The organism is Kiloniella sp. (genome assembly GCF_048270245.1).
Taxonomy (GTDB): domain Bacteria; phylum Pseudomonadota; class Alphaproteobacteria; order Kiloniellales; family Kiloniellaceae; genus Kiloniella.
Window position 1 is genome coordinate 313,723 of the sequence record NZ_JBLWTH010000005.1, and the last position, 26,159, is coordinate 339,881.

The window sequence follows — 26,159 nt, forward strand, 5'->3', positions numbered from 1 at the left end:
CCGGTATCAGGCGTCTTTTGGGGATGGTTTATTACGGATATGAGAAAACGCATAAACGATGAATTGCACGGTCATCACAACCAGCACGGCAAGAAGAAACATTTTCAACAAGGCCGGGATTGGTGGGTTCCAGGCACTGCCACTGGTTTCAAATCGCAATTCACCACCTGGGGTAAAAATAGCGCGTTTGACCAACAACCAAGCGGCATAGGAAAAAAAGGCCGTCGAAATGGCACAGGTAATATATATACCAACATCCAAACAGCGTTTCACCCTGGGGCCTACGTAATCATAAATAATCACGACGCGGATATGCTTGTTGTGAGAGGCCGAAAACAGGCCACCAAAAATAAATCCGACAGCACAGAGAAATGTTGTCGTCTCGTGTGCCCAAAGCGTCGGGGCATCAAAAACATGACGCAAAACAATTTCGTAAATCAATATCGCCATACTTAAAACAAAACCAAAGGCAAAAACGGAACCCAGTTTATTTATCAGGCTTCCAAAGCGTCCAGATTCCAACGGTACTGTTTCTTTTTCAAGCGCCTCTAGCTGATCCAGAGGCAGGTCATTTTTTTGATCAGTCATAACTTACTCCTGGTCACGACAATACGAAGGGAAAACCTAACCTGAGTAATCTGGCCATAAAAAATATTTCAGGCCAACCAATTACATTAGGCGCGGTTCTCCCGTCGTACTGTAAACCTCTTATCAGATTAGGCCCTGACTTGTGAGGTACCCAAGAAGAACATCATAAACCTTTTGCGCATTTTCAGAACGGGATGCCACTTTTGCCCATTGATCTTTCGCAATTTTACGGAATTTTGCTCTCTCTTCGCCCGACCAGTTGTGAATTGTCAATTCTGGATCTTTGCTGGCTTCTGCAACAGCCTTCAAATCTTTCATTGCCAATTTGGATGTCATATCTATCGCAAAATCACGCACTGAAATTTCTAGAATTTTCTTGAGATCAGCAGGAAGTGCATCCCACTTTGTCTTGTTCATAGAAACTTCAATCATCGGCATAGAATGGAAGCCAGGAAACACAGGATGTTTAGCAATGTCGTGCATGCCCTGTGCATGGTTGGTTGAAAACACAGTGTAATCAGCAGCTTCGATTACTTTTTTATCCAGCGAAGTAAACACTTCAGAGCCGGGCAAATTCACCGGCGTAGCACCAGCAGCAGCAAAAACTTCCTGTACCATACCTTCGGGCGCACGCATCTTAAGACCTTTAAGATCGGCAACACCGTCGAGTGGCTTTGCGGAAATAAAGGCTTCAAGCCCCGGTGTGGTTGCGCCAATAAAATGCAGGCCATATGGCTCTAGAATTTCGTTCATCAACTCTGAACCACCGCCATAGTTGATAAAACGCAGCATTTCAGAAGGAGAAGACCATGCGCCAACAGGATTTGCAATCAAACCAAAGGCAGGATCTTTACCCGCAAAATAACTGGTGTCAGTAATGTGTCCGTCCAGAATACCACCGGCGACCGCATCCTGTGTTTCAGAGTGTTGCACAACCGAGTTTACAGGAAGCATCTCGATTTTGAGACGACCGCCAGTCATCTCATCAACGCGTTGCGCCCATTCCTGTTTCAAAATAAAGTTAGGATTACCCGCAGGATCACTTGATTGGAACTTAAAGTTATAATCCGCCGCGATGGATGCTGTTGACATCAAAGCCGCAGAGAGCCCCATAACAAGGCCCGTGGTGAGTTTTTTCAACATTTTTGTTCATCTCCCAGTGTGAAATACATCTCATTCTCAAAACAGGATGGCGCACTTTCTTACGTAAGAACGCCTTAACCTGTTGTTTGTAATTTATTTATTGATGCGATAGCGCCAGTCGCCAATTTCCCTTTTTTGGTAGCGCTACCACAATGCGGTTTGACAATATGGTAGCGCTACCATATTGTCAAACAATGAAATGAGAGTAACCGTATTCTGTGATAAAACCTTTCGGAAATTCGGACCGCTATAGGTACTTTTCCCTGTCCTTGAGATGCAGAAGAAAGGCGCTTGTAGAAGGTCTCGGCAGGTATTAAAAGACCTGATTAATCAAGATTGGAAAGACTGAGGAACAGTAAGAATTGGGGAAACGTAAAGGATCAGGACGCGCAACGATTACCGATGTTGCCGAACATGCGGGGGTTGGCGCCATCACCGTATCTCGCATGATGCGCGATCCGTCAAAAGTATCTGAAAAGCTGCGTATCCGGATCGAAAAATCGATAAAAGAACTGCAATATATCCCCGATCCCAAAGCCCGTGCCCTTGCCTCGGGCAGAGCCGATGTCATCGGTGTTCTTATTCCTTCGCTCAGTAACATCATCTTCGCCGATACGCTGCGTGCCATTCACGACAGTACCCAGAATACCCCCTATCAGGTTTTGATCGGAAACACGCGGTATGATGCTCAAGAAGAAAACCATTTGCTTTCGCTCTTTCTCGCCCAAAATCCCGCGGCGCTTATTGTCGTTGGCATCGATCAATCAGACAATTCGATCAATCTTTTAAAAGAAGCGAATATTCCCGTCGTTCAAATATATGAAATTGGCCCTGACCCCATTGATATGAGTGTTGGCCTGTCCCATATCGCGGCAAGTGAAACCATGGTCGAACACCTTTTGGACCAAGGCTTTTGCAAGATAGGTTATCTGGCTGCCCGTCTAGATCCCCGGATGGAACGCCGCCTTGAAGCCTATCGCGCAAAGCTCAACTCGCTTGAAATCTTTGAGCCAAAGCGCGTGGTCCTTACCAACAAAGCCTCATCGGTCAATATAGGGCGAGAACTAATACGGCAACTTATTGACTGTGCCCCAGATACTGACGCCGTTATTTGTGCCAATGATGATATTGCTCTGGGGGCACTTTTCGAATGCCAGGCCCAGGGAATATCAGTACCAGAACAAATGGGTATTATCGGCTTTAACGACCTTGAAATGATGCAGGCTGCTTATCCATCCCTAACCAGCATCAGAACAGACCGTTATAAAATAGGCACCTTGGCCGTTGATAAAATCCTGCAAAGGCTAAATGGCGACGAGACAGATCAAAAACAAATCGATACCGGCTTTGAATTGATCCAACGGGACAGCACATCCCGACGATAATTCAGGGTTTCTAGCCGCCTCCTCTGGATTAACATCCATGGCCTTTTCATGAGCTAAAGCATTATCACCCTCGGACGTATGAGCCGAGGGTTTGCTTTTTCCAAATCCCCAAAAATATCCCGCAAACTCGCTTAATACAAATGCTGTTGAAAGCCGACGAAGGCGTCGCGGATGCGGGGGATGCCGCCCAATTCAACTGCGGCGTCACCGGTTGAATTGTATTTCAGCTCCAACAGGCTTGGCAGTTTAGCCTGATCCAGTTCCTGAACGCCCTGTTCTTCGTATTGGCCGAGGACGAATTCCAGAAATGCCTGTAGCTTGTCATCGTAATCCCGCAGGATCGTGTCTTTGTGGGTATCCACGCGCTCGGTTCTGGTGATCGGGTCCATGGCAAAGGCAATGTAAGCAAGCACATCAAAAAGGTCGCTTTTTTGCGCGTCGATCAGCTTGGCAACTTCGCTCAAAACCGCTTCGCCGTACCCGCGTTCTTCCAGTCCCTGTATCAGGGCTTTGCGGGTATCGGGCTTGCCCCAAAGCATACGCAGTTCGTCTTCGTCGCGAAAGAGTTCCGGTAGCTCTCCAAACAGCTTGTTCACAAACTGTGCCGATGAAATGGGCTTGCCATCTGGCCCCCAAAAGCTGGTCGCGGCCATGTGCTGTATGCGGCGGGCCGACCCGTCCGCCAGTTTAATGACAATGGTTTGTTTTTCTTCCGGTACCCCCGGATCATAGTCACCGGGTTCATCCTCCATCCCTGTGGGTTCACCATCTTCATCCGGCTTTGGCGTCCGCACAGGCGCATCTGCGGGATCAAGGGGTTCGCCGTCCCATTCGGGATCTTCGAACATTTCATAGTTTTTACAAAAGTCGTAGATCGTAAAATAATCTTTGTCATCGAACAGTCGCGTGCCCCGCCCGACGATCTGTTTAAATTCGATCATCGACTGTACCGGACGCATCAGCACAACATTGCGTACATTACGCGCATCGACCCCGGTGGATAGCTTGGTGCTGGTGGTCAGCACTGTGGGGACGGTTTTTTCGTTATCCTGAAATGTGCGCAGGAAAGCTTCGCCGCGCGCGCCATCATCGGCCCCGACACGTTCACAATAATGCAGGTCCGAACTTTCTTTGACCTGATTGATCAAATCACGGATCAACGCAGCGTGGGGTTGCCCTTTGCAGAAAACGATGGCCTTTTCCTGCTGATTGGCCTCGTCCATAAAAATCTCAACCCGCTTGGCCTCACGTTCTTTGATCACAATACCGCCGGATTTGTTGAAATCCTGTTCCCGGTAACGCTTGCCTTCTTCGATGATATCCGCGCCCTCTAAAATCGTATCACCGGGGGTAAAGACATAATCGTCCATGGTGGTCGTAATCTGGCGCACCCGAAACGGGGTCAGGAAGCCGTCGTTGATGCCTTCTTTGAGCGAGTATTCATAAACGGGCCGCCCGAAATAGGAATAGGTATCCACATTGCCCTTACGCTTGGGCGTCGCGGTTAGACCAAGCTGCACAGCGGGTTCGAAATATTTCAGAATATCCTGCCACGCACTTTCATCTTTCGCGCCGCCCCTGTGACATTCGTCAATGATAATAAAATCAAAGAAGTCTTCGGGGTAATCACCGAAATAGGGCGTACCATCTGGCCCGCTCATAAAGGTCTGGAAGATGGTAAAAAAGATATTAGCGTTCTTGGGCACCCGCCCCTTTTTCCGTACTTCATCCGGCGCAATGCGCACCAGCGCATCTTCGGCAAAAGCAGAAAAGGAATTAAAAGCCTGATCTGCCAAAATGTTCCGGTCCGCCAGAAAGAGGATACGCGGACGGCGCGTTGGCTCGCGCGTCAGGTTCCAGCGGCTTTGAAACAGCTTCCACGCCAATTGAAAGGCAATGGCCGTTTTGCCTGTGCCCGTGGCAAGGGTGAGCAAGATACGGTCCTTACCCGACGCAATGGCATCAAGGGTACGTTCAATGGCATTATCCTGATAGTACCTTGGCTGCCACGTCCCACCGCGATCTTCAAAAGCCACCTCGGCAAAGCGGTCACGCCAGTAATTTTCGACGTGATATATTCGGTTCCACAGAGTTTCCGGCGATGGCACCGCCCCCATAGACGACAGTTCGACCTCTTTACCCGTCTTGGTATCAATCTCATAAAGGCCCTTGCCATTGGTACTATAGGCAAAACGAACCTGAAGGCGTTCCGCATATTCAATCGCCTGTGGCCGCCCTTCGGATACCGGATACTTCTCTGCCTTGGCCTCGATCACCGCCAGTTTCTTGTTGCGATAGATCAGCACATAATCCGCCGCCAAAGGCTGCGCCCGTCGCCCACCGCCGACCAAACGCCCCTGTGTGATGGTATGTTCCACAGAAATACGACTGCCCTCAACCACCGACCACCCCGCCGCCAACAGCGCGGGATCAATCAGGTCTAATCTGGTTTGGGCTTCGTTTCTGCTCATCTATATTCCTTCAAGGGGGCTATCAGTCAAGAAAAGTTAAAAAGCTAATACACTGATATTTAACAATATTAAAAAAAATAACGTCCAAAAATCGTACACAGGATCAAAACCCAGTTAAGAAACATCAGGCAACATCCCGCATATCAGTGGTCAACTCCCCCGCAAAAGCCTTTTGCAACAGGGATTGTTTGAGTTCTTTAAGGGCTGTTAGTTTTTGATTGTAAACAACTTCTAATTTCAAACTCTCATCCAAAATACTATTTAATTTTCTGGCGATCATCTTTTGTTCTTCAAGTGTTTTAGGGTAAGACACCAAAACATTCCCAAGCTTGGTTGGGGATGTGTGTCGCACCTTGAGTCCAGTAGCAGTCTCCTGAACTAACGCCCTGAATTTCTTAGTGCTAAATTGATGTAAAAAGAAGCCATTATCCCAGTTAACCCCATCTAAAACTTCAACCAGCCCAAGTCTCTGATTATGAAGATATTTGTTGTCGGCTGGAACAATCAAGGAACTTCCAAGAAGACCAACAGCCTGTTCAGTCATAGCTATTAAAAAATTGTCTTTCCGAAGGATATAACCATCAGGGATTTCCCCTTTGTAATACTTGGTCTTTATACCCTGATCTCTAAAGCCACCTCGTTCGTAAAAAGATCCGGGTGTTAAAACAATGTAATCGCTTTGCTGAACGAAATATTCGCTCTTGAAGGCAAATCCATGTTTAATAGAACAAAGATGGTCTAAGCTAGTTTCCACCCAGCCTTCGCCTTTTTGCGTGAAGATGTTGTTGAGATAGCTTTCGAAGAGTTCTTTGGCGTTGGCGAGGTTTTTCTCGGTGTTATCTATCGCCTTATCAATCCCCGCAAAGGCCTCATCCAATATCGCCACAATGCGCTTTTGCTCTTCTAGGCGAGGAAGCTGTAAATTTAATTCTAAAATTCTTTTTGGCGCAGTGTGTCGAACCATTGTTCCTGTTGCAGTTTTTTTTATCCGCTCTGAAGCTTCTTTAGTTCTTAAAAAGAAATAAACGTATCGAGGAAGAACATTTGAATTTAAAAACTTTATTCGCCCGATACGCTGATTGTGCAGAATATTATCTCGTTCAATAAAAGCCGGTTTACCGAGGATTTTCATTTTTGATGATAAATCAGTCATTACAACGGTAAGGTCGCTAATGTTGAATAAGTAATCGTTTGGTAGCTTACCTTTAAAGCGCTTCGTGTTTTTTGCAGTAAACTCTAAAGCCCCATCTTCACAGTAGTTTCCCGGGGTAAGTACAATAGGCTTCGTTGTATCTTCGTCTGTATTAAAATCAACGCCTTTAAAAGCAAATCCATGCGAAATACTAATTAGCTCAGAAAGTTTTACACTATTCCAAACCATCACAACATCCCCCGGATGTTGGCGAGGACCTTTGCGCTTTCAGCATCCAGCGCCGCGATCTCAGCCATAATCTCGCTTGGCTCGCGCAAAGGCGCTTCTTCGGGGGTGTTGGGGTTTTTCACGGACAGGTCAAAGGTGACTTCGTCCAGATCCGCGCGGGCGATGGTCCAGGATTTTTCGCTTTCGGCTGATGTCTTTTGCAGGGTGACAAACTCTGCCATATCGGTGTCGTTGAGCGGGTTGGTCTTGCCCATGTTGCGACCGGGGTCGAGTTGGTAGAACCATGTGTTTTTGGTGGCCTTGCCCTTTTCAAAGAACAGCACCACGGTTTTCACCCCCGCGCCGATAAAGGTGCCCGAGGGCATATCGAGGACAGTGTGTAGGTTACAGCTTTCCAGCAGCTCCTTGCGCAGCGCGATTGAGGCATTGTCGCTATTACTCAGGAAGGTGTTTTTGATCACGATTGCACCGCGCCCGCCTGCCTTGAGGGATTTGATAAAGTGTTGCAGGAATAGAAAGGCCGTCTCGCTGGATTTAATCGGGAAGTTCTGCTGGACTTCCTTGCGTTCCTTGCCACCAAAGGGCGGGTTGGCGAGGATAACGTGATAGCGGTCTTTTTCCTGTAGGTCCATAATGTTCTCACCAAGGGTATTGGTGTGAACAATGTTCGGGGCTTCGATGCCGTGCAGGATCATATTCATGATTGCGATCACATAGGCGAGGCTTTTCTTTTCCTTGCCGTAAAAGGTATGTTTTTGCAGGGTTTCAAGCGCCGCCGTGGTGGTTGCCTTTTCCCGCAGGTAATCAAAGGCTTCGCACAAAAAACCCGCCGACCCCACTGCGCCGTCGTAAATACGGTCGCCAATTTTGGGATCAACCACCTGTATCATCGCGCGGATCAACGGACGCGGGGTATAGTATTCACCGCCGTTACGCCCGGCGTTGCCCATATTTTTGATCTTGGCTTCGTAGAGATGCGATAGTTCGTGCTTTTGCGTCTGGCTGTTAAAGGACAGGCCATCCATTTCCTCGACCACATCGCGCAGACTGTACCCGCTTTGAAAGCGGTTTTTGATCTCGCCAAAGATCTCACCAATTTTATATTCGATGGTATCCGCATCTGTGGTGCGCTGTTTAAAGCCCTTGAGATAGGGAAAAAGATCGCCATCCACATAGTCGATCAAGTCGTCCCCCGTCAGGGCAGTGTCCAGATCAATGCTGCCGTCGGCCTTTTTGGGTGCGGCCCAGACGCCCCAGCTGTGTTTATGGTCGATAATGCGGGTATAATCTTCGCCCTTGAGTTCGGCCTGCATCGCGCGGTCAACTTCCAACGCATCCAGATACTTTAAAAACAACAGCCACGACGTCTGTTCCGTATAGTCCAGTTCCGAGGCGCAACCCGCTTCTTTACGCAGGATATCGTCAATGTTTTTAAAGCGTTGTTCGAACATGTAATTTTTACCAGACTTCAAGAATATTTTTGTTTCAAGGGTATATGGAACACAACACTGCCTCGGCTCGTAGAAACCGAATGGTGTTGTACCCAATTTGGGTCACTTATATCGTAAAGAGATTGAACCCCAAAGACTTATTCCCCCAAACAGTTCAAGAACTGTAATCATATTTTGCAACCACATCAATAAGGTTGTAAAAATTCACACGGGATCACGCATAACGAAATGTAACGATCTGTTTCACCGCGCCTATTTCAGTTAGGATTCCGCACCTGACTTCACGAAATAACAAACAGGGTTTTCACTATGAATTCGGATATGGATTATTCAGACAAAGAGCTTCAGAAAACTTTAGAAAGTTATATCCGCTCGGGCGCTATTGAAGTTATAGAAGATAACAATGATCCCATTGATGAGAGCAACTTCATTTTTAAAAAATTCCCTAAAAAGGGTCCATTCATCCACTGGCAGGCCGTCCCTAATTCAGAATATTATCAGGTACAAATAGATTACAGACCGGAAGAAAGTCGCAAATTTACAGAACAGATGATCCAAAAATATAACCTGTCCGGACCTGTTGTACTTTATGGTGATCTTTTAATGCAGAATGACTATCGGATGGATATTTCACTGCTACCATCTGTCCTTTGGGATTTCATGCCGATACCACTTTGTCTCTATGCTGTGAGTGCTGATAAAAAATGGTGTTTTACCTACAATATGTTTCGTCACCTTAACTTTGGCTATGTGCCAGATAAATCCCCCTCAAACCAATTTCCTCACAGAAGATGACAATGACCTTTCAAATGGATCACCAAGAACAAGAGCTTCACAAAAAGTATGAAGAGTATCTCAAATCAGGTGAAATTGAGGTTGTTAAAAACCCCTCTACTATTGATGACGACACGTTCATTTACAAAGATTTTCCTTGGAAAGTAGAGTACATAGATTGGGAAAAGGTGCCAAACTCATCACATTGTCTTGTTCAAATTCCATATAAACCAGAAGAAAGTCATGATTTTACGACGCGGATGATCAAAGAAAATGATCTGAAAGGTTCTGTATTCATCGCTGGTGATCATATTTTAGAATACGATTACCGTATGGATATCTCTTTATTTCCTCTTCTTCTTTGGGATTTCATGCAAATTCCTCTGTACCTTTATGCCGTAAATGCTGAACAAAAATGGTGTTTCAGTTTTAATTCCTTTCGCCATTTGAACTTCGGATATGCCCCCAGAACAATATTGGAATAAAAAGCAAAGTGACTAAAATAATTTCCAATGACGAGTTTATCGCAAAAAGGCTCCACAAAGAGATAGATTCCTACCTCAAAACTGAGGCCATAAAGATTGTTGATGAAAAGGATCAGCTTTCAATAGATCATCATTTTGATCACATGGGTTTCCCCAGAAGAGTAGAGGAAATTCATTGGGAGATCGTTCCCAATTCAGAGCATTATATGGTCAAAATTCCAACCCGCATGGAAGAAAGTCGGGATTTTACTGTCCGAATAATAGAAAAGTACAATCTGAGAGGCCCAGTCATTCTTTACGGTGATTATTTTCTGATGGAAAATTACCGAATGGACACCTCGTTCCTTCCAACTGCTCTTTGGGATTTCATAGGGGTTCCAATTTGCCTCTACGCCGTTAGTCTTGAACAAAACTGGTGTTTCAGCTTCCATTCATCTCGTCATCTGAATTTTGGATATGCCCCAAACAGTTTGCCAGAATAACTCCCACAAAAAAGAGGCCTTGTCTGATCTCGTTAAGAGAATGACAAGGCCTCTTTTCTATGCACCCAATCAAACCGGGTTCAGTAAACCGTCACAAAACAGTCCCAATAAAACAACCTCCCAAAATAGGAATATGGGGAGGTTATTTTAGTTTCTTTTCGGTTTCTTTGATCACGCTATCCAGAACGTGGCGTTTTTTCATGGTGCTGACGGCTGATTTCAGGACCTTGATTGCGCCTTTGTCATCGCCCTTGTCTTCCAGTGCGGTGGCAAGTTGGTTGAGCATACCGAAATAGCGGATATGGCCCAAGGTATCGGCGGCGCTGTCGGGGTCGTCCATCAAGGCGGCGGTTTGTGCCTTTGCGCCCTGATCAATTTTGGCGTTGATGGATTTGATTTCCAACTCTGCCTTGTCATCAGTACCGCTCAATATCTTAAAGTCCCGCAGCATCGGGCCGCTCAGGGCCAGATTGGCGTGACGGGCTGCTTGGTTATTGGCACAGCGTGCCGCAACCTCACGCAGCACATCATTGGCACTATCCAACGACGGCGCCCCCGCAAAGGAAATGGTCCGGGCGACATCTTCGGTGAAATAATCCGGTGCTAGTTTGCTTTCTTCGAGGGATGACGGTGGGTTTACATATACCCGAAGCACGTTGGAACTGATGATTTCATCATTCACATCAATCACGGCCTGAATATTATAGAAACCGGGTTCATCAATGGTCCAGCCATCGGTCGATGCACTAACCATGTGCGATCCGTAAATGGCTTGTCCCGGTTTCAGGTCCGTCGTGTGTTCGTGATGGCAATGGGTGGAAAGTGATCGCCACTTGCGGGTTTTTCCCTCACTGCGTTGCACAAACAGTGTGATGTGACGCCCGTCTTCCAACAGATCTTCTTCGATCTCGACAGGCTGATCCGACACATTCTTGAGCTTGAGTTCAAGGGATACAGGTTCCAGGAAATCATAGCTGTTGCCAGACTTGTTCGGCCTGATTTCCAGATCAAAGTTACCGCTTTGCAGGCTGCTATCCTGTTCCAGATTGTGGTTAGAGAACCAGTCTTCATTACCCATCTGCACAAAACGGCGGGGGGCGTGACGCATATACACCAGCTCTTCATCCATAAAGCGGAAGCGGAAGTCAGAGAAGAAAGCATTTTCACCACCGGACACCCGGAATGGGTAGCTCATAAAGGTACGCGCTTCGTTGTTATTGGTCAGTGGTATCCACGGGTCGCCGCCATTATAGCTAAGGGATTTCTGCCATGAATGCGCCAGATTAAAGGCATGGCCCATTTCATGAATTGCGGTCCAGAAAACCATGCGCCGACGCCAAGCCGCCGCATTGGGGTCACCCGCCGGGGCGTCTTGAATAAAGCTGTCGGTGAAAATCGCCGTGCCCTGTCGGTGGTTGGCCCCGATATCATCGAACATAATACCGCCAAGGCCGCGTCCTTGATCATGCCGCCGGGCAAAGAGCACCCACATAGCCCATTTGGGTCGGTTCTGGAACCGTGACCAGTATGTCACCATGGCATTGTGCATTTCCGCATCGCTCCACGTGCCATTGGCCCCTGCTCCGCTTGTGGGGATCACCGATCTGTTCGGGGACATGGACACATCAAATCCCGCACGACGATAGACGGTATCCATCGAAATATTTTCCGCAGGCAGGTTCGCCGGACGGTTGGGGTGGGACCCAATATCATAGGTGGTTGTCGGCGCACTGGCATTTGATACGCGATCAACCTCAAACTCAACGGCGTCAAAATGCTGGCTTTCAAAGTTGAGGTTATAGACACGGCGTGTTCTGCCCGGTCCAATCAGGGTGAGTTTGAACGTGCCATAGCCAATTCCCCGACCACGGGAAGCTTCAAAGATAACACGATTGCCGGGGATCAAACTGTTCAGGCCATCGCGATAGGTGATATTGGCTTCGACCCGTCGATGGTTCCACCCCAGACAGCGATCTGATGTGACCTCTGCAATGGCATGGGCTGTCGAGAAAGGAAACCGGCGGTTAACCTCAATAGATATGCGGTTTTGTGGAAAGAAACGATCCACATCAACGCGTACTTTAATACTGATCAGGGACAGGGGCACAAAGGGACCGACGGGACGGGCTGGCCGTGCCGGGACCGACGGTGTCGGCAGCGGAAAAGGACCACGCGGGATTGGAAACGGGCGCGGTGTTGGCCTGAAAGGTGATGAATAGCCATAGGTGCCACTCAACGCTGAACAGAAATTAAGGGGAATTTGGGGACCCGGAATACGTCCTGGTATGCGGCCCGGAATACGTCCCGGTATACGCCCAGGGATTCCGGGTATACTGGGAATTCTAGGGATAGGCCCACCGGGTACAGGGGTCAGGGCCTCCATATCTTCACTGCCGTCATCATCAAATGATTCAAGATCATCATACCCGACCCCGTCATAATCCAGTTCACTAACTTCTGCTGGATCACTATAGATACCGGGCAGGTAATCAGGATGCTCCTCGTCCTGAATAAGAACCACTTCGTCGGTAAAATCATCTGTGTCTAGTTTGGACTTTGCAGATGCTTTTACTTTATTTGAACTCTCTTTTGTTTTTACAGCCATTGTAAACTCCTTCCAAATTCTTCAATTTAAAAAGGAGGACCTGAAATCAACGACGCCCCGAAACAGCTTCCAAACAACTATAATAATTGCCAATTCTGGATCATCAAAAAAGCGTCCTGTTTCTGCTTTTTAATGACTGTATCGGGGATGGTACAAATCTGATTATCGAGCGTTTATTTTTTCCAGATATTCTGTTCCAGACATTCCAATCCAGATTGTCACATCTGAATTATCGCGTCAGGATTATTCTGGCACATCTCTCGCACCGAGATGTCTTATGATGTCAGTATGTTCATACAGTTCAAGCACCCTGTTGTTTATTGTTTATTGGCTATTGCGCTGTGGGATGACTTCGCCAGATACCATTCTGATAAAGCGTGCCCCAAAACACATATGCCAAAAACATATATACCCGAAAGTATATTCCACAAGGGATGCGAGATACTTCCTCTAACCCGATAGTTGGCTGCGGGCTTTGCCTCCATCCCAGAGGGGACGGAATTACAAAACACCGTTTTACCGAACGACCAATTATCGAATAGCAAGCCAAGAGAGAGAATATAAAAGTTACAGACTGACGTGTTCACACTTCTTGTCAGAAACCTATCTCTATTCAGATACCTCTTGCTAAGTTGATGGCTTCCCAAAACCATCGACAATAAGTAAACCACAGCTTGCGTTTCATGTGTTGTGAATAAAAAGTGAATAAAGCGTCCACCCCATAAACAACCAATAGATACAACCCACTAACCCAGATATTTGTTAAAAACTAACTGGATTTATCACGCACGTCATTCTGCCTGAACGCAACGGACCCGACCACGACGACCAGCGCGAGCAAGACAAAAAGACCAAAGGCAAAGCGTAGGGACGATATTTCGGCGATAAAACCGATCAGGGGCGGGCCGAGCAACAGGCCGCCGTAGCTGAAGGTCGCGACCGATGCAATCGCCACGCCGGGGCTGAGTTGTTTGCTGTTTGCCGCACGGGAAAAAACCAACGGGAAAACGATGGAATAACCCACACCCATCAGGGCAAGGCCCAGATAGGTCATCCAAAGGCCCGATGCTGTGGCAGTGATCGAGCTACCGATTAGTGCTGCGCCCCCGCAAAAGCGCAGGATGTTCACCGGACCAAAGCGGATGATCAGACAATCCCCGACAAAGCGCATGGCAACCATGGTGATGGAAAAGACCGTATAACCAAACGCGGCCTGTCCCTCACCAACCTTAATGACAGAGGTCAGGAAAACCGCCGACCAGTCCGCCATGGCCCCCTCGCCCACTGCACAGGAAAAAGCCACCAGCGCCACCACCAGCAATGCCCCCCGTGGCATAGCAAGACGGGGCATAATAAGACGGGGGCCTTTGGGTTTTGTCGTTTCTGGCTCTGGCTTATCTTTTTGGGGAATCAGTTGCTCTTTTGACGGGCTAAAAACGTTCGGTAATGCAGAAAACCAAATCAGAGGCGACAGGATCAAGGTAAAGCTAAAGAACTGATGACCATAGCTTATTCCTTCCCAAGCAGCGATTGCGCCAAGCCCCGCGCCGATACCAGCACCCACAGAGAAAAAGGCATGAAAGCTGGACATGATCGACCTGCCATAGTCGCGTTCGACCTCTGCCGCCCAGGCGTTCATGGCAACATCCATGGCGCCCAAACCGCCACCGAACAGAACAACAGCAACGCACAACATGGTAATAACCGGGCTATAACCAACCAGTGCTATGGACACACAACAGACCACAGCACAGACCAACGTTACCTTTGCGGCCCCAAAGCGATCCGTCAGCCCCCCGGAAACAGGAAAGGCCGCAATCGCCCCGCCCGACATGAGCAACAATAACAGCCCCAGATCACCCGCGGACAGATCAAAGCTTTGCTTGAGCGAGGGAATACGTGCCGCCCAAGATCCATAGAGTGTACCATTAAGAATAAACATGGCCGTAACAGCCCATCGCGGAGATCGCAGACCTTTAGCCTGAATTTGATCCCGCCCCTTTTTTGAGCCTTCTTTTGTTAGGTCTTCTTTTGCAGGGTCTTGTTTTGTCTGGTCTTGAGATAATGTCGCCATGATTAAAGAAATTTCCCGAAATAAGATCCCAAACAAGACCAGAAACAAAAACGATAAGAAGCTGCGATATTGGGTCGGATGCTGGCTTTAATCCTGGGTTCAATACTGGGTTCAATATAGGGTTCTTCAAACATAATGTATCTCTGTTTCAAAACCGGTAAAAACGGCGGTCATTTCGGATGTTCCCGAGGTAATCAGAACATCAATATCAGAACAGGGCACGACCTGATGCGCCGATCTGCACCCCAGCTTATCCCCCGGCGCGAGAACGACAACTCGATCCGCATTTTCGGCCATGACCTGTTTGACCGCGGCTTCTTCCACATCATCCGCCGATAAACCAAAATCCGGGTCCAGCCCACAGGTTCCCAATATTGCAATATCTGCCAATGACTTCGACAGGGTACGAATGGCCTCTGCCCCCGTGGCAATGCCCCCCAAAGGACGTAAAATTCCCCCGACGAGTATGGTTTCGATGCGCTTTTCAAGTAAAACAGTCGCAACCAAAGGCGATGGCGTGATCACCAAGCCCTGATACCCAATGGGAAGATGGCGTGCAAAAAAGAGAACCGAGGTGCCACCGTCCAAAAACAAACTCGGTTGCCCCACGAGCAGGTCTTGAAAAACCGTTTCTGCCTTTACCAGCCAATCCGTTTTTTCTTGAAGACGATCAACCACTGGGGAATGGGGTTTGCCCATGGGGATTGCGCCACCCTTGACCCTTTTGAGAACCCCCTGTTTTTCCAGGGCTATAAAATCCCTTCGGATCGTATCAAGCGAAACGCCTAACTCTTCGCTGATGACACGGGCAACAAGCGTTTTGCCGGCCTCAAGTCGCTTGATCAAAAGTGCTTGCCGGGTATCTGGGTTATTTAAATCAAGTGGTTGCATCATAAAAAGCTGTAAAAAATGATTAATTTTAAACCTAAACGATCAGATACGCACAAAAGTGCAATACTATGCACAATATTGCAATGATAGTTTTATGAAATCTAATTTTTGCCCCAAATCCGGCAGTTTACAGAAACCTATTGTTAATTTAATTCTCTAATAATGAGACAAGGGGTTGTTTAGGAGCACATAATTAATGCGGTTACCAACGGCATGACAGGGAAAATCCCCAACCAGCGCATGCTTAAAATTCTCTATGCACAAGAGTGCGTAGCCCGTTGTGCTGACATGAAAGAATATCTGGAACATTCCCAGCCTGCTCGACAAGAACTGGGGGCCTGCAGCGTAACATCTGTTTTTTCCGGACAAGCTGTTCTGGACAAGGCTGATCAGCAAGTTTTTGATATCATCCTGACAGATTGCCATATGTCAGATATGTCAGGGCTAGAGATTGCCCGTAACCTGTTGAAAAAGCACCCGGAGTGCCCAGTATTTCTCATGGTTGACAAAGGGTCAGAACATCTTGCGCTAGAGGCCATTTCCCTAGAGATCACAGATTATATTGTCCGTGACGAAAATCAAACATACCTGAAATTCGCACCGATCCTGATCAAAAAACTTTTGGCACGGGCAAGGGCAAGCAAGGACAAGATCAAAGCAGAGCAAAAAATTCAAAAAGCAAAAGAACAACTTGAACAACGTGTCGAAAGGAGAACACGGGAACTCCAAGCACAATCTGAGCTTTTGGAGAAATCGCTTAATGCTCTGAACCAAGGATTTATTGTCTGGGCCCCCGATGATCGAATGATTATCTGTAACAAACGGTTCCACGAATTATTTGGCATCTCTGAAGGTACGTTCAAACCGGGCATAACACTGTTCGAATTACTTCTGACCATTGCTAAAAGCGGTTACTATGGCGAAGGTGACCCGAAAAAACTGGCCGAAAAAAGGTACAAGGAAGTTCTGATAGAACGCAAACAACCGAAAGCAATTCGTGTCACGGCAAACAATCGTATTCTGGAAATCTCGCAATACCAAGATGACAATCTAGGACGTATTGCCACCTTTACCGATATGACCGAAGTCCATCACCGCGAACGTGAAGCCGCCATGTTACAGGAAGCATTGGACAACTTTACCGACAGCGTCATTCTGTATGACCATGAAGAACGGGTAGTATTCACCAATAAACGCTATCATGAAATGTATCCGTCCTCTCCATCACAGAATGATATTACCGGATACACCATGACCCAACTGCTGCAACGCAGCCTTAACATTGGCCAAATAGATCACCCCCTTGCCAAATCTGACCCTGATGCATGGCTGGCTCAGCGCCTGAAAGAGCGACGTGAAAACACGCGTACCGAAGGTGAAACCGTTCACGCCAATGGGCGGAGCTATTTCTACAAAGTCAGCAAATCATCCGGTGGCGGGCATATTCATATTCAAACAGAGATAACAGAACGCAAAGCTGCCGACGAAGCCTTGCGTATCAGTGAAGAACGCTTGAAAGCACAGGTCAATGAGTTCAGAGAAAACGAAGTCCGTATGGAGGCACAGGCCGCCGATCTTGTTTTATTGGCCGAAAATTTGTCCGAAGCCCATGACAAGCTCTCCCGTCTTAATGAACAGAAAGACAAGTTCTTTTCCATTATTGCCCACGATCTCAAAGGACCTTTTAATGCCCTGCTCGGCTTTTCAAGCTTGTTGTCGGATCGCGGCGAAAGCCTAAGCCCCGAAAAGACTAAAGAATATGGAACATTAGTGCATCAGTCCGCCGAACAGGTTTTCAAGCTTCTGGAAAATCTGTTGGAATGGTCCCTGTTACAAATGGGGCGGATGGAATATGCCCCTGGCCCCGTAAGTTTGGATGAAGTTATTCAAACCAACAAAGTTCTATTTGCCCCGGCCGCAGACAAAAAAGGTGTTACCCTTATCTGTAAACCCACAGACTATATTGTTCTGGCTGACTTCAACATGGTGGACACTATTATCCGTAATTTGATTAATAATGCGATCAAATTCACACCCTACGGTGGGGCTGTCACAATAGATACGCGCAGTAACGGCGATTTTATCGAACTGGAAGTAACAGATACTGGGGTCGGGATTGCGCCGGATCAAATATCAAAGCTGTTCAGGCTGGATGAAAACCTCTCGACCAAAGGTACAGATGGTGAAATAGGCAGCGGCCTTGGCTTGCATCTTTGCAAGGACCTTATCGAACATCAAGGTGGCAAAATCCACGTCCTGAGCACGAAGGACCCGAATAATAAAGCGACAGGCGCAACCTTTCGCATCACCATTCCGGTTTATCATGCCGAGCTTCTTTGTGATAAGCGAGACAAACCATCATCCAAAGGTTGATAGAACTAGTTTACCAACCTCTTTGTCATCTGCATTTTTAACAAGACATCGTTTTTTCTGCGCAACAATCCATAACCAGACCGTCGGTTTCCCATCCGAGCCTTGCCCGTCTCTTTTTTCTATAGTCAAAAGTTCAAAACCGCTGTTTACAATCAACTCAGCCAAATGATTTTCTGTCATGGCGCAAAAGTACCGCCCAAGATCGTCAACCCAATCGTGATCACTCTCTTTAAAACTCGCCACAAGAACGCCTGTGTTTCGCAAACTTCGTTCAACTGACTTCAGAACGTCCGGCAACTTTAGAGAAGGTACATGAAGCAAGGAAGCTGCTGCCCAGACACCATCAAACTCGGTTTCAAAAGCAAGGTCCTCAAAATCTATCACCAGAACATCCTGTCCCGTTCTCTGTTTGGCAATTTGCGCGAGTTGTTCTGCCCCATCCACAAGAGTGACATCAAATCCACACGACATAAAAGCTTGCGCATCTCGCCCGCTCCCTGAACCTAATTCAAGCACTCTAGGCTTGTGAGTGTCATTCGCTTTAAGCAAGGCCTTAGGTTTGGGTAACACTGTTTTTTTCGATGATACTGTTTTTTGAAACTCTACCTTAACCGTGGTAACAAAGAGATCCCGATATTCACCAAAAGTACCCAAGAAATCTCGATCAGCATAGGCCTTAGCATTTTTTTCATAATAGGCCAGTGTGTTGTTTTGCTTTGTCATAAGGGCAACAATCCAAAGATGATATCATCTGATCAGATATCAGTACTCATCACAAAATTCACAGAGAACCTTCATACTTAGCCCCGCGAACTTAAAGCGCTTTCTGGTTTTCGATCTGACGCCAGAGCTTGTTTGCTTCTAAACCTAAAAGATTACAAAGCATGGCAAATTCTTTCTGTTCACGCGGATCTACTTCGCGATCGGCACAAATTATCAAATGCGCCACCCGTAACAGTGTTCGGGATCTTTTGTATTTCCCTTCGAAGACTTTGATCTTTTTATAAAGCTCGGCTTTGGCGCCCTCTGCACCACTTTTCAAAAGATAGATATAGTCATCCAGAATTTCGATTGCCTGTGCCGGATCAAAGGTTTTCAAGGCTTCGATATTATCAATGGCATAATCAATAGAATAACGTTCTTCGATGGAAACTTCCCCATCCGAATAGGCCGTGATAGCGCAGACTGCCATTGCTGCATGCAGAAAGTCTTTGTTTTGATACCGACGCACTTCGGTAACAAGTTTTTCCAATAACAAGCTGGACATAATCCTGGACCTTCCTCTTATACTAACATCCCCATTACCCAGTGTAATAGGTAGAACCTTTTGTTCCTAACTTCCAGTAGCAAAACGATAAAAGAAATTTAAATCGTTACTTTCCCGGGAAACTTGATCATCACAATATCTTTTTCATCCGCCCTATTGTCGCCCCAAAAATACATAATTCTTCCTGATAATCATTTGTTTTTCATCGTTGCAATTTACGGTTTGACGGCAAATACTGGCGTTCCTTTCTACTGGTAATCATTTTTTAAACAGCATTCGAATTCAGGACAGTTTCATGGGCACGAACTTCATGGGCATTATTCACGTAACAAAGACCGCAATGACAGCTTTCCTTCGCTCGAGCGTCCTTGTTACAGGATTAATCATAGGTCTCAGCTTTGCAGCACAAAGTGCCTTTGCCGATAGTAAAATCAACCCTGCGATCTGGAAGTTGTCCGATGAAGACAGTGTTGTTTGGTTATTCGGCACAGTCCATGTTCAGAACGAAAATTTGCAATGGCGGACACCAAAAATCAAACAGGCATTTGATAGCGCAGATCGTTTTTATATCGAAGCCCCCATCGGTGATGCCACGCCGGAAACCATGGTTCCTCTGCTCCAGAAACATGCATTTAACAAATCAGGCACGCCCTTTTACGAAAAGCTTTCCCCACCAGAACGGGAAAATTTTGTCCGCGCCTTAAGTTCTTTAGGTATTCCCGAAACAGCCATGCAGAATTTTGCTGAGCTACGTCCATGGTTCACCGCCGTCACCCTGGCCGGAATTCAAATGCAAACCAAAGGGCTCAACCCGGAATCAGGTGTGGATAAAGCGCTTTGGCAAGATGCTAAAGCTGCGGGAAAAGAACTGGGTTATCTGGAAACGCTTGAACAACAATTGCGTATTTTTGGCGACATGACACCCGAAGAAGATATGGCCATGTTCAATAGCTCCATGGAAGAGATGGTCGAAGACACCGATATGCTCGACCAACTGTTCACCTATTGGAAAACCGGCCAGATCGAAAAACTTGCCACCCTCATGAATGCCTCTTTCGATGGACAGGATCGCATCAAAACCGCCTTGCTAGACGACCGCAACGCCGACTGGGCTGAACAGATCGAAGACATCATGCGCGGATCAGGCACCGTCTTCATCGCCGTCGGCGCGGGACACCTTGGCGGCGATCAATCCCTGCAATGGTATCTGGAACGCCTGGGGTACGAAGTTGTGCGGCAGTGATGCAGTAGAGCAGCAAATTTCCTACAGTTAGATAACAGTCAGGTTAGGACAACAAAAATACACCTCACAAACATCACGCAATGGTTGTTTTACAGGAATAGATTTACTATAAAAAACGTCCATCCATACCAATCTTCTAGTCTGAACCTGGTTTTCAGTCGTCTGCTCGCACAAACGATTTACGAACCAGTCAATTTTCTAAAGATTTTCATTCAGGACTGTTATTATGAATCTGTTTAAAACAATTTCTTTGGGCGTAATATTGCTTGCTGTCGCGGCCTGCCAAACCACACGTCCGGTGCCACCGGGCATGTACTATGATCAACAAAAATACCTCACCTATGGTGACCACAAGGCAATGGTCGGTGCCATTGGTAATCACAGTGCCTATACCTATGGCTGGGCATGGAATCATCCCAATATTGACGATGCGATTGTCACGGCCCAAGAAGGGTGTGAAAAAAACATGAATAGCGCAGGAATGCAGGCAGAATGTAAAGTTCATTTTATTGGCAATCAAAATGTGATGAGCCTGTCACCCGAAGAGCTTAAAGTAGCCATTAAAAACTACAAAGCGGGTCGTCGGGTCGGAGACAATGCCAACACTGATTGGCACTTAGATATAGCCGGCGTGTATCAAGGAAAATTAATTAACAACAATATATCTGATTCAATTACGACGACATTTACCCTTACCGCTGAGAATAAAATAACTGGTACCTATGAATTCGAAAATTCCGGAGCTATTCAATTCGGAAATTTGACAAACTGTTTTCCAAATCAAACCAGAGTACTTACCTGTACATGGCAAGACAGTAACAGCACAGGTGATTTTGATTTTAAGTTCAATAATGTTCTGGACGGATTTCGCGGACCATGGGGGGATGAAGAAACAGGTCCCTACACTTATTGGAGTGGCAAAAAACAATAGCGACAATCATCTAAGTTGCTAATGAAAGAACAAATGAAGGTATTTCATATGAAGTACCTTCATTTTTTTTATCACCTTACGCTGAACCACACTTTTGGTCGCTCGCAACAGGAATTGGCTTGTCCTTCTTTGTACATCACACCGAGATAATATTGCGCTGTGGCGTTTCCCTGTTCGGCAAGCGGTGTTAATTCCGTCAACGCAGCGGGATACCCCCCCCGGATCAGCGCGGTCGTCCCTTTATCCAAATCGGCAGCTTGAACAAGATTTCCAAAAAGAAAGCTACAGAGAAAAAAAGCACGAACAATAAATTGTTTCATTTAGAACCCCACATTAAGAAAGTTAGAGCCAGATACCCGACCCTTAACATCCCTGATAATCTTGCGCGATACATTCTCTAACCATTGATTTAGCCTTGGCATATTGCGCGTCTGTCATTTGTTCGATGGCATAGTCAAGGTTACCTTCAGCGTTGTCTTCATTTTGCTCAGCCGCAAAATAGAACCACATATAAGCACGCAATAAATCGTGCGGAACCACGTCCCCTATTGCATAGTCATAAGCCAATTGAAATTGCGCACCAGCATGACCGCTTTCGGCTGCTAACTTATTCCACCGAAAAGCTTCTTTATCGTCTTGCTTCACGCCCTTTCCCCGATCATATGCAACACCCATGTTGTATTGAGCTTTGGCATCCCCCTGATCAGCAGAAAGCCGGAACCATTTAACGGCTTCATCATAATCTTGAGATACGCCTTTTCCCTGAAGGTACATCAGACCAAGATTAAATTGCGCCAATTCATCTCCGTCTTTTGCTGACATTCGGAAGAGTTTGTGCGCCTTTGCAAAGTCTCCGGCATCATAAGCCTGATTAGCGTCATCAAAATCATCCGCAAAGGCAACAGCACCAAACAGGATGTTCAATATTAGATAGATTGAAAAAAGAAATCTCATCTCAAAGTCCAGCTTTTATAAGGGTATTCCTATTTACCAGACGAGAGAAATCAATACACGCCTTAATTGCAAAAAAATCATTCACACCTAAAGCGTAGCATGTTCAACCAGAAAATCGAGGAACACACGGACATGCCTGACGACTTTGTATTCAGAATAGTAAACGGCTGATACGGGTATTGTGTGCGGCACGATTTTATCGCAGAGGACAGAAACAAGTTTACCACTTTCCAGTTCGTTCCTGACTGTAAAATCCGACAGACACAAGATACCATGACCATGTATCGCCAGTTGTTTGAGGGTCTCGCCACTATTAGCTGTCATATAGGGTGTAATTTCAAACCATTCCCCACTCTCGGTCAAAATTGGCCACCGATTGAGGGATGGTGTTTTCTGTGAAAATCCCAAGCAATTGTGTTCTCGTAAATCAGCCACATCTACCGGGACGCCTTTTTGTTCAAGATAGCCCGGCGATGCGTAAAAAGCCCGCTGGATCGACCCAATTTTTTTAGCTTTCAAGCCAGAGCTTTTTAACGCACCAAGGCGAATAGCAACATCAACCCGCTTTTCAATCAGGTCTGCAATATCTTCGTTGCTTTCCAGCGACAGCCGCACCTTGGGATGTTGGCGCGTGAATTCGGACAAAATAGGCGCAAGCAGATGAAGGGTAAAAGGCGTCGGCGCATCAATAACCAAGTTTCCCTGAAGTTCTGTGCTTTGATCGCGAAAGTGCGCGCGAATATCATGCACATTATCCAGAGTTTTCGCCGCATGGCTCAACAGCCATTGCCCCTCGCCCGTCAGAGTAATCTTGCGGGTTGTGCGATTAAACAGGGTGGTATCCAGCTGAACTTCTAGGCTCTTGATACTTCGACTGACAACCGACGGCGCAATGTTCAGATGCTGCGCTGCGCCAACAAAACTGCCGGCCTCTGCCGTTGCGATAAAGATCTTGAGATCATCAAGTTTAAACATACGTCTTTATGGATTAATTCATGCTGATTTAGCAATTATTAAATAACAAAACTAACATTTAATGCACCAATCAATTGCGATACAAAGTGATTGTTATTTCAGACGAACATCAAGTTACACATCACTAAACACCATTAAATCAGCCCCCTAGACCCTTAGACCCATTAACAAAAAGAGAACATGAACATGACCAGAGTAAAAATTGATAAAGTCCAACCTGCTGCTTACGAGGCTATGTTCGGGTTAGAGAAGTATCTGGGCACCATAGACCTTGGCACCAGTTTGCCAGAGCTAATCAAAACCCGTGCATCACAAATCAATGGCTGCGCCTATTGCATTCAGATGCACACCAAAGCCGCACAGGAAAACGGCGAGACAACCGAACGCCTGTTCGCCCTGTCTGCTTGGCGAGAGTCCCCGCTTTTTACAGAAAAAGAGCGCGCTGTTCTGGCCCTGACAGAAGAAGTCACACTGATTTCCGACCATGGGGTCAGTGACAGAGTTTACAGTCGTATAAGCGAACATTTTAACGAAGAACAGATCGCCCAAATCATCATGGCTATTACAACAATTAACGCATGGAACCGTATCGCTATCGCAATACAGATACAGTAGTCGTTATCGTTATCTCGGCAAAACACTTCATGAGGCTTCATTCCAAGGCCACGACAGTGTCATTAAGGGGCCATAACAAGGGAAATAAGAATGCTGAAGATTACCAAATGCCGAACGCGAGTAACGGGTCGGCTTCTTATGTCACTTGTAATGTTAGGTGTTATTTATGTGCCCCATTACGGCATGACATACGCACATGAAATTTCTTCCCCAAATACCCCCCGGAATATTCACCAGAACAGCCCCGAGAATAGCCCTGAGAATAACCCAGAGAACGGGGATGCAAAAAACCAACGCACGATGCTTTTGCAAGAAGCCATCGGGAATATGCCCGGACATGAACTGACGGCAATTACGGTCGAACTGGTGCCGGGGAACAAATCCCCGGCGCACAGTCACGAAACATTTGTTTTTGTCTATGTGCTAGAGGGAAATGTTCGCAGCCAGCTCGGCAGCGAAGAAGCCATTGACTATGCGGCCGGAGATAGCTGGATAGAACCACCGGGGGCTATCCACACGCTGACGGAAAACCTGAGCAACTCAAAACCTGCCAAGCTTCTTGCGATCTTTGTCGGCAAGAAAAATGCCCAGCTCACGACCTCGGGAACGATAAGTCAGTAATGCTTTTACAACAAAAAGCAGCCTTTAAATTTGCGTTGTCGGCACTCTGCTACCCTTTTATTGGCTTTTAGTAATTGTGCTTTTGTCAGTGGTTTCGCAAGTAGATCCTTGTAAACCAGGGCCTCTTCGACGCCCTCTTCGTCTGCCAGAGAGAACCATATATAAGCGATGTCATGATCCCGATTGACACCGCCAACACTATGATAATAGGCCAAGCCCAATTGAAACATCCCAGTCGGGTTGCCATTTTTAGCCGCTTCACGGTACCAACGTACAGCGATTTTATCGCTCTGTGGTACGTCATTTCCAGTGCTATAGATATGCCCCAGATTAACTTGTGAAAGGCTATTTCCCGCCTTGGCTTCCTTGTGGTAAATCTTCAGGGCTGTTTGACGGTCCACAAACCCCGCACTTCCGGTGAAATAAATATACGCAAGATTATGTCCTGCGCGACTCACGCCGTTCTTGTATGCAGCCTTGAACCATTTTACAGCAGCCTTGGGGTTCTTGTTAATGCCCAACCCACGATCAAACATTTCCCCCATATAATACTGGGCATAGGGAACACCCTTTTCTGCAAGCGGATATAAAAATTCCAGTGCAAGGGAAAAATCGCCATCCAAATAGGCATTAGTGCCCACTAAAAAATCATCCTTGTCGTCTTCCCAAACGCGATCAGAAGATTTTCGTGCCTTTTCATCCGGATACTCGACAGCAATATTGCTCCCAGAAGAAGAAGAAGAACTTTTTGAAGAAACAACCTTACGATTATTACCAGCTGTCTGTTTGGCGTCAGCATTTTGCGCCTTTAGTCTGGCCAGGGGTTTTATTGCATACTCATCCCCCTCATCAATGGCACGCTGATACCATCGTTTTGCATTATCAATATCATCGATTTTTTCATAAAGTCGCCCAAGCCCCAGATAAGCCGGGGTAAATCCTTTATCAGCCGCCAACTGATACCATTTAAGAGCATCTTCATCACTTTGGGCCACCCCGGCATGACCCTTTTCATAAAACTCTGCCAAGGTAAACTGAGATGCATCACTATTATTATCTGCTCCTCGACGGGCATGATATAACGCCAAGGTATCACTTTGTTCTCCGCCGACACCATGCAGATAAAGAAGCGCGAGCCGACTATCGGCATCGAAATTCCCCTGTTCAGAAGCGCGCAAAAACCATTTCCGGGCCACGAAAAGGTCACGTTCCACCCCGTGGGCCAAACCATACATTTCACCCAGGTAAAACTGGGCCTCACCATCCCCCATTTCGGCAAGCATATGAAACTCATTGAGAGCGACGGCATATTCGCCATCAAGATAGGCACTGAGCCCCTTGTCAAAATCTTGGGCGAAACTTGGCAAAGTCCAGAATGCCATGGCCACCCACCATATGATAACCCGCATCAAAATACTCTGTCTGGTCTGTTTCATTACTTCTCTGCCCC

At 46.8% G+C, this 26,159-nt stretch carries 23 protein-coding genes; 9 read left to right on the forward strand and 14 right to left on the reverse strand.

Features of this window, described 5'->3' with window-relative positions; genetic code table 11:
- Positions 1-6: 6 nt before the first annotated feature.
- Together ACN0W5_RS13800 and ACN0W5_RS13805 are read right to left on the reverse strand one after the other, a co-directional pair.
- Positions 7-588 (reverse strand): TRAP transporter small permease subunit, encoded by a 582-nt coding sequence (locus ACN0W5_RS13800; RefSeq protein ID WP_417454674.1) that lies wholly within the window; start codon positions 586-588, stop codon positions 7-9.
- 123 nt (positions 589-711) lie between these two features.
- The gene (locus tag ACN0W5_RS13805) at positions 712-1,731 is read right to left on the reverse strand and encodes a TRAP transporter substrate-binding protein (RefSeq protein WP_417454675.1); all 1,020 of its coding nucleotides are present in this window, start codon (positions 1,729-1,731) and stop codon (positions 712-714) included.
- A 362-nt stretch (positions 1,732-2,093) separates the two neighbouring features.
- Here ACN0W5_RS13805 and ACN0W5_RS13810 point away from each other — a divergent pair, with 362 nt between their 5' ends.
- Positions 2,094-3,116, forward strand: a complete 1,023-nt coding sequence (locus ACN0W5_RS13810; protein WP_417454676.1) for a LacI family DNA-binding transcriptional regulator — start codon at positions 2,094-2,096, stop codon at positions 3,114-3,116.
- A gap of 131 nt (positions 3,117-3,247) precedes the next feature.
- Here the strand turns inward: ACN0W5_RS13810 and hsdR are convergent, their stop codons facing one another.
- The 3 genes from hsdR to ACN0W5_RS13825 all read right to left on the reverse strand — a co-directional run bounded on the left by hsdR (position 3,248) and on the right by ACN0W5_RS13825 (position 8,419).
- A complete protein-coding gene (gene hsdR, locus ACN0W5_RS13815) occupies positions 3,248-5,587 on the reverse strand; it encodes an EcoAI/FtnUII family type I restriction enzme subunit R (RefSeq protein WP_417454677.1) in 2,340 nt (779 codons plus the stop codon).
- Between the two features lie 124 nt (positions 5,588-5,711).
- Entirely contained in the window at positions 5,712-6,968 is a 1,257-nt protein-coding gene (locus ACN0W5_RS13820) for a restriction endonuclease subunit S (protein WP_417454678.1), read from the reverse strand.
- A complete protein-coding gene (locus tag ACN0W5_RS13825; protein ID WP_417454679.1) occupies positions 6,968-8,419 on the reverse strand; it encodes an N-6 DNA methylase in 1,452 nt (483 codons plus the stop codon). The genes ACN0W5_RS13820 and ACN0W5_RS13825 overlap by 1 nt, the downstream gene beginning before the upstream one ends.
- Positions 8,420-8,728: 309 nt before the next feature.
- On the opposite strand from ACN0W5_RS13825, the gene ACN0W5_RS13830 reads away from it, so the two are divergent.
- From ACN0W5_RS13830 to ACN0W5_RS13840, 3 genes are read left to right on the forward strand one after another with little or no spacing between them, the layout of a single operon-like run.
- A complete protein-coding gene (locus ACN0W5_RS13830; protein WP_417454680.1) occupies positions 8,729-9,214 on the forward strand; it encodes a hypothetical protein in 486 nt (161 codons plus the stop codon).
- 2 nt (positions 9,215-9,216) lie between these two features.
- Positions 9,217-9,678, forward strand: a complete 462-nt coding sequence (locus tag ACN0W5_RS13835) for a hypothetical protein (protein WP_417454681.1) — start codon at positions 9,217-9,219, stop codon at positions 9,676-9,678.
- 8 nt (positions 9,679-9,686) lie between these two features.
- A complete protein-coding gene (locus ACN0W5_RS13840; RefSeq protein WP_417454682.1) occupies positions 9,687-10,160 on the forward strand; it encodes a hypothetical protein in 474 nt (157 codons plus the stop codon).
- Between the two features lie 142 nt (positions 10,161-10,302).
- On the opposite strand, the gene ACN0W5_RS13845 is transcribed toward ACN0W5_RS13840, so the two are convergent.
- From ACN0W5_RS13845 to ACN0W5_RS13855, 3 genes are all read right to left on the reverse strand, one after another.
- Entirely contained in the window at positions 10,303-12,765 is a 2,463-nt protein-coding gene (locus tag ACN0W5_RS13845) for a hypothetical protein (RefSeq protein ID WP_417454683.1), read from the reverse strand.
- A 769-nt stretch (positions 12,766-13,534) separates the two neighbouring features.
- A complete protein-coding gene (locus ACN0W5_RS13850) occupies positions 13,535-14,887 on the reverse strand; it encodes an MFS transporter (protein ID WP_417454684.1) in 1,353 nt (450 codons plus the stop codon).
- Between the two features lie 78 nt (positions 14,888-14,965).
- Positions 14,966-15,733 (reverse strand): DeoR/GlpR family DNA-binding transcription regulator, encoded by a 768-nt coding sequence (locus ACN0W5_RS13855; RefSeq protein ID WP_417454685.1) that lies wholly within the window; start codon positions 15,731-15,733, stop codon positions 14,966-14,968.
- Between the two features lie 210 nt (positions 15,734-15,943).
- On the opposite strand from ACN0W5_RS13855, the gene ACN0W5_RS13860 reads away from it, so the two are divergent.
- Entirely contained in the window at positions 15,944-18,103 is a 2,160-nt protein-coding gene (locus ACN0W5_RS13860) for a PAS-domain containing protein (protein WP_417454686.1), read from the forward strand.
- Here ACN0W5_RS13860 and ACN0W5_RS13865 read toward each other — a convergent pair.
- Positions 18,089-18,826: a class I SAM-dependent methyltransferase gene (locus ACN0W5_RS13865; protein WP_417454687.1), complete on the reverse strand. Its 738-nt coding sequence runs from the start codon at positions 18,824-18,826 to the stop codon at positions 18,089-18,091. The genes ACN0W5_RS13860 and ACN0W5_RS13865 overlap by 15 nt on opposite strands.
- Positions 18,827-18,917: 91 nt before the next feature.
- Positions 18,918-19,370, reverse strand: coding sequence for a tellurite resistance TerB family protein (locus ACN0W5_RS13870; RefSeq protein ID WP_417454688.1), 453 nt, complete (start codon positions 19,368-19,370; stop codon positions 18,918-18,920).
- 295 nt (positions 19,371-19,665) lie between these two features.
- Here ACN0W5_RS13870 and ACN0W5_RS13875 point away from each other — a divergent pair, with 295 nt between their 5' ends.
- Together ACN0W5_RS13875 and ACN0W5_RS13880 are read left to right on the forward strand one after the other, a co-directional pair.
- Positions 19,666-20,613, forward strand: a complete 948-nt coding sequence (locus ACN0W5_RS13875) for a TraB/GumN family protein (protein ID WP_417454689.1) — start codon at positions 19,666-19,668, stop codon at positions 20,611-20,613.
- A 226-nt stretch (positions 20,614-20,839) separates the two neighbouring features.
- A complete protein-coding gene (locus ACN0W5_RS13880) occupies positions 20,840-21,544 on the forward strand; it encodes a hypothetical protein (RefSeq protein ID WP_417454690.1) in 705 nt (234 codons plus the stop codon).
- 71 nt (positions 21,545-21,615) lie between these two features.
- Here ACN0W5_RS13880 and ACN0W5_RS13885 read toward each other — a convergent pair whose 3' ends face one another.
- The 3 genes from ACN0W5_RS13885 to ACN0W5_RS13895 all read right to left on the reverse strand — a co-directional run bounded on the left by ACN0W5_RS13885 (position 21,616) and on the right by ACN0W5_RS13895 (position 23,473).
- Entirely contained in the window at positions 21,616-21,864 is a 249-nt protein-coding gene (locus ACN0W5_RS13885; RefSeq protein WP_417454691.1) for a hypothetical protein, read from the reverse strand.
- A 43-nt stretch (positions 21,865-21,907) separates the two neighbouring features.
- Entirely contained in the window at positions 21,908-22,498 is a 591-nt protein-coding gene (locus ACN0W5_RS13890) for a tetratricopeptide repeat protein (RefSeq protein WP_417454692.1), read from the reverse strand.
- 87 nt (positions 22,499-22,585) lie between these two features.
- Entirely contained in the window at positions 22,586-23,473 is an 888-nt protein-coding gene (locus tag ACN0W5_RS13895) for a LysR substrate-binding domain-containing protein (RefSeq protein ID WP_417454693.1), read from the reverse strand.
- A 186-nt stretch (positions 23,474-23,659) separates the two neighbouring features.
- On the opposite strand from ACN0W5_RS13895, the gene ACN0W5_RS13900 reads away from it, so the two are divergent.
- Complete coding sequence (locus tag ACN0W5_RS13900) at positions 23,660-24,088, forward strand: carboxymuconolactone decarboxylase family protein (protein ID WP_417454694.1); 429 nt, start codon at positions 23,660-23,662, stop codon at positions 24,086-24,088.
- A gap of 90 nt (positions 24,089-24,178) precedes the next feature.
- Positions 24,179-24,709 carry a cupin domain-containing protein gene (locus ACN0W5_RS13905; RefSeq protein WP_417454695.1) on the forward strand — a complete coding sequence of 177 codons (531 nt, stop codon included), beginning with the start codon at positions 24,179-24,181 and terminating at the stop codon, positions 24,707-24,709.
- Positions 24,710-24,714: 5 nt separating this feature from the next.
- Here ACN0W5_RS13905 and ACN0W5_RS13910 read toward each other — a convergent pair whose 3' ends face one another.
- Positions 24,715-26,145, reverse strand: a complete 1,431-nt coding sequence (locus ACN0W5_RS13910) for a tetratricopeptide repeat protein (protein WP_417454696.1) — start codon at positions 26,143-26,145, stop codon at positions 24,715-24,717.
- Between the last annotated feature and the right edge of the window lie 14 nt (positions 26,146-26,159).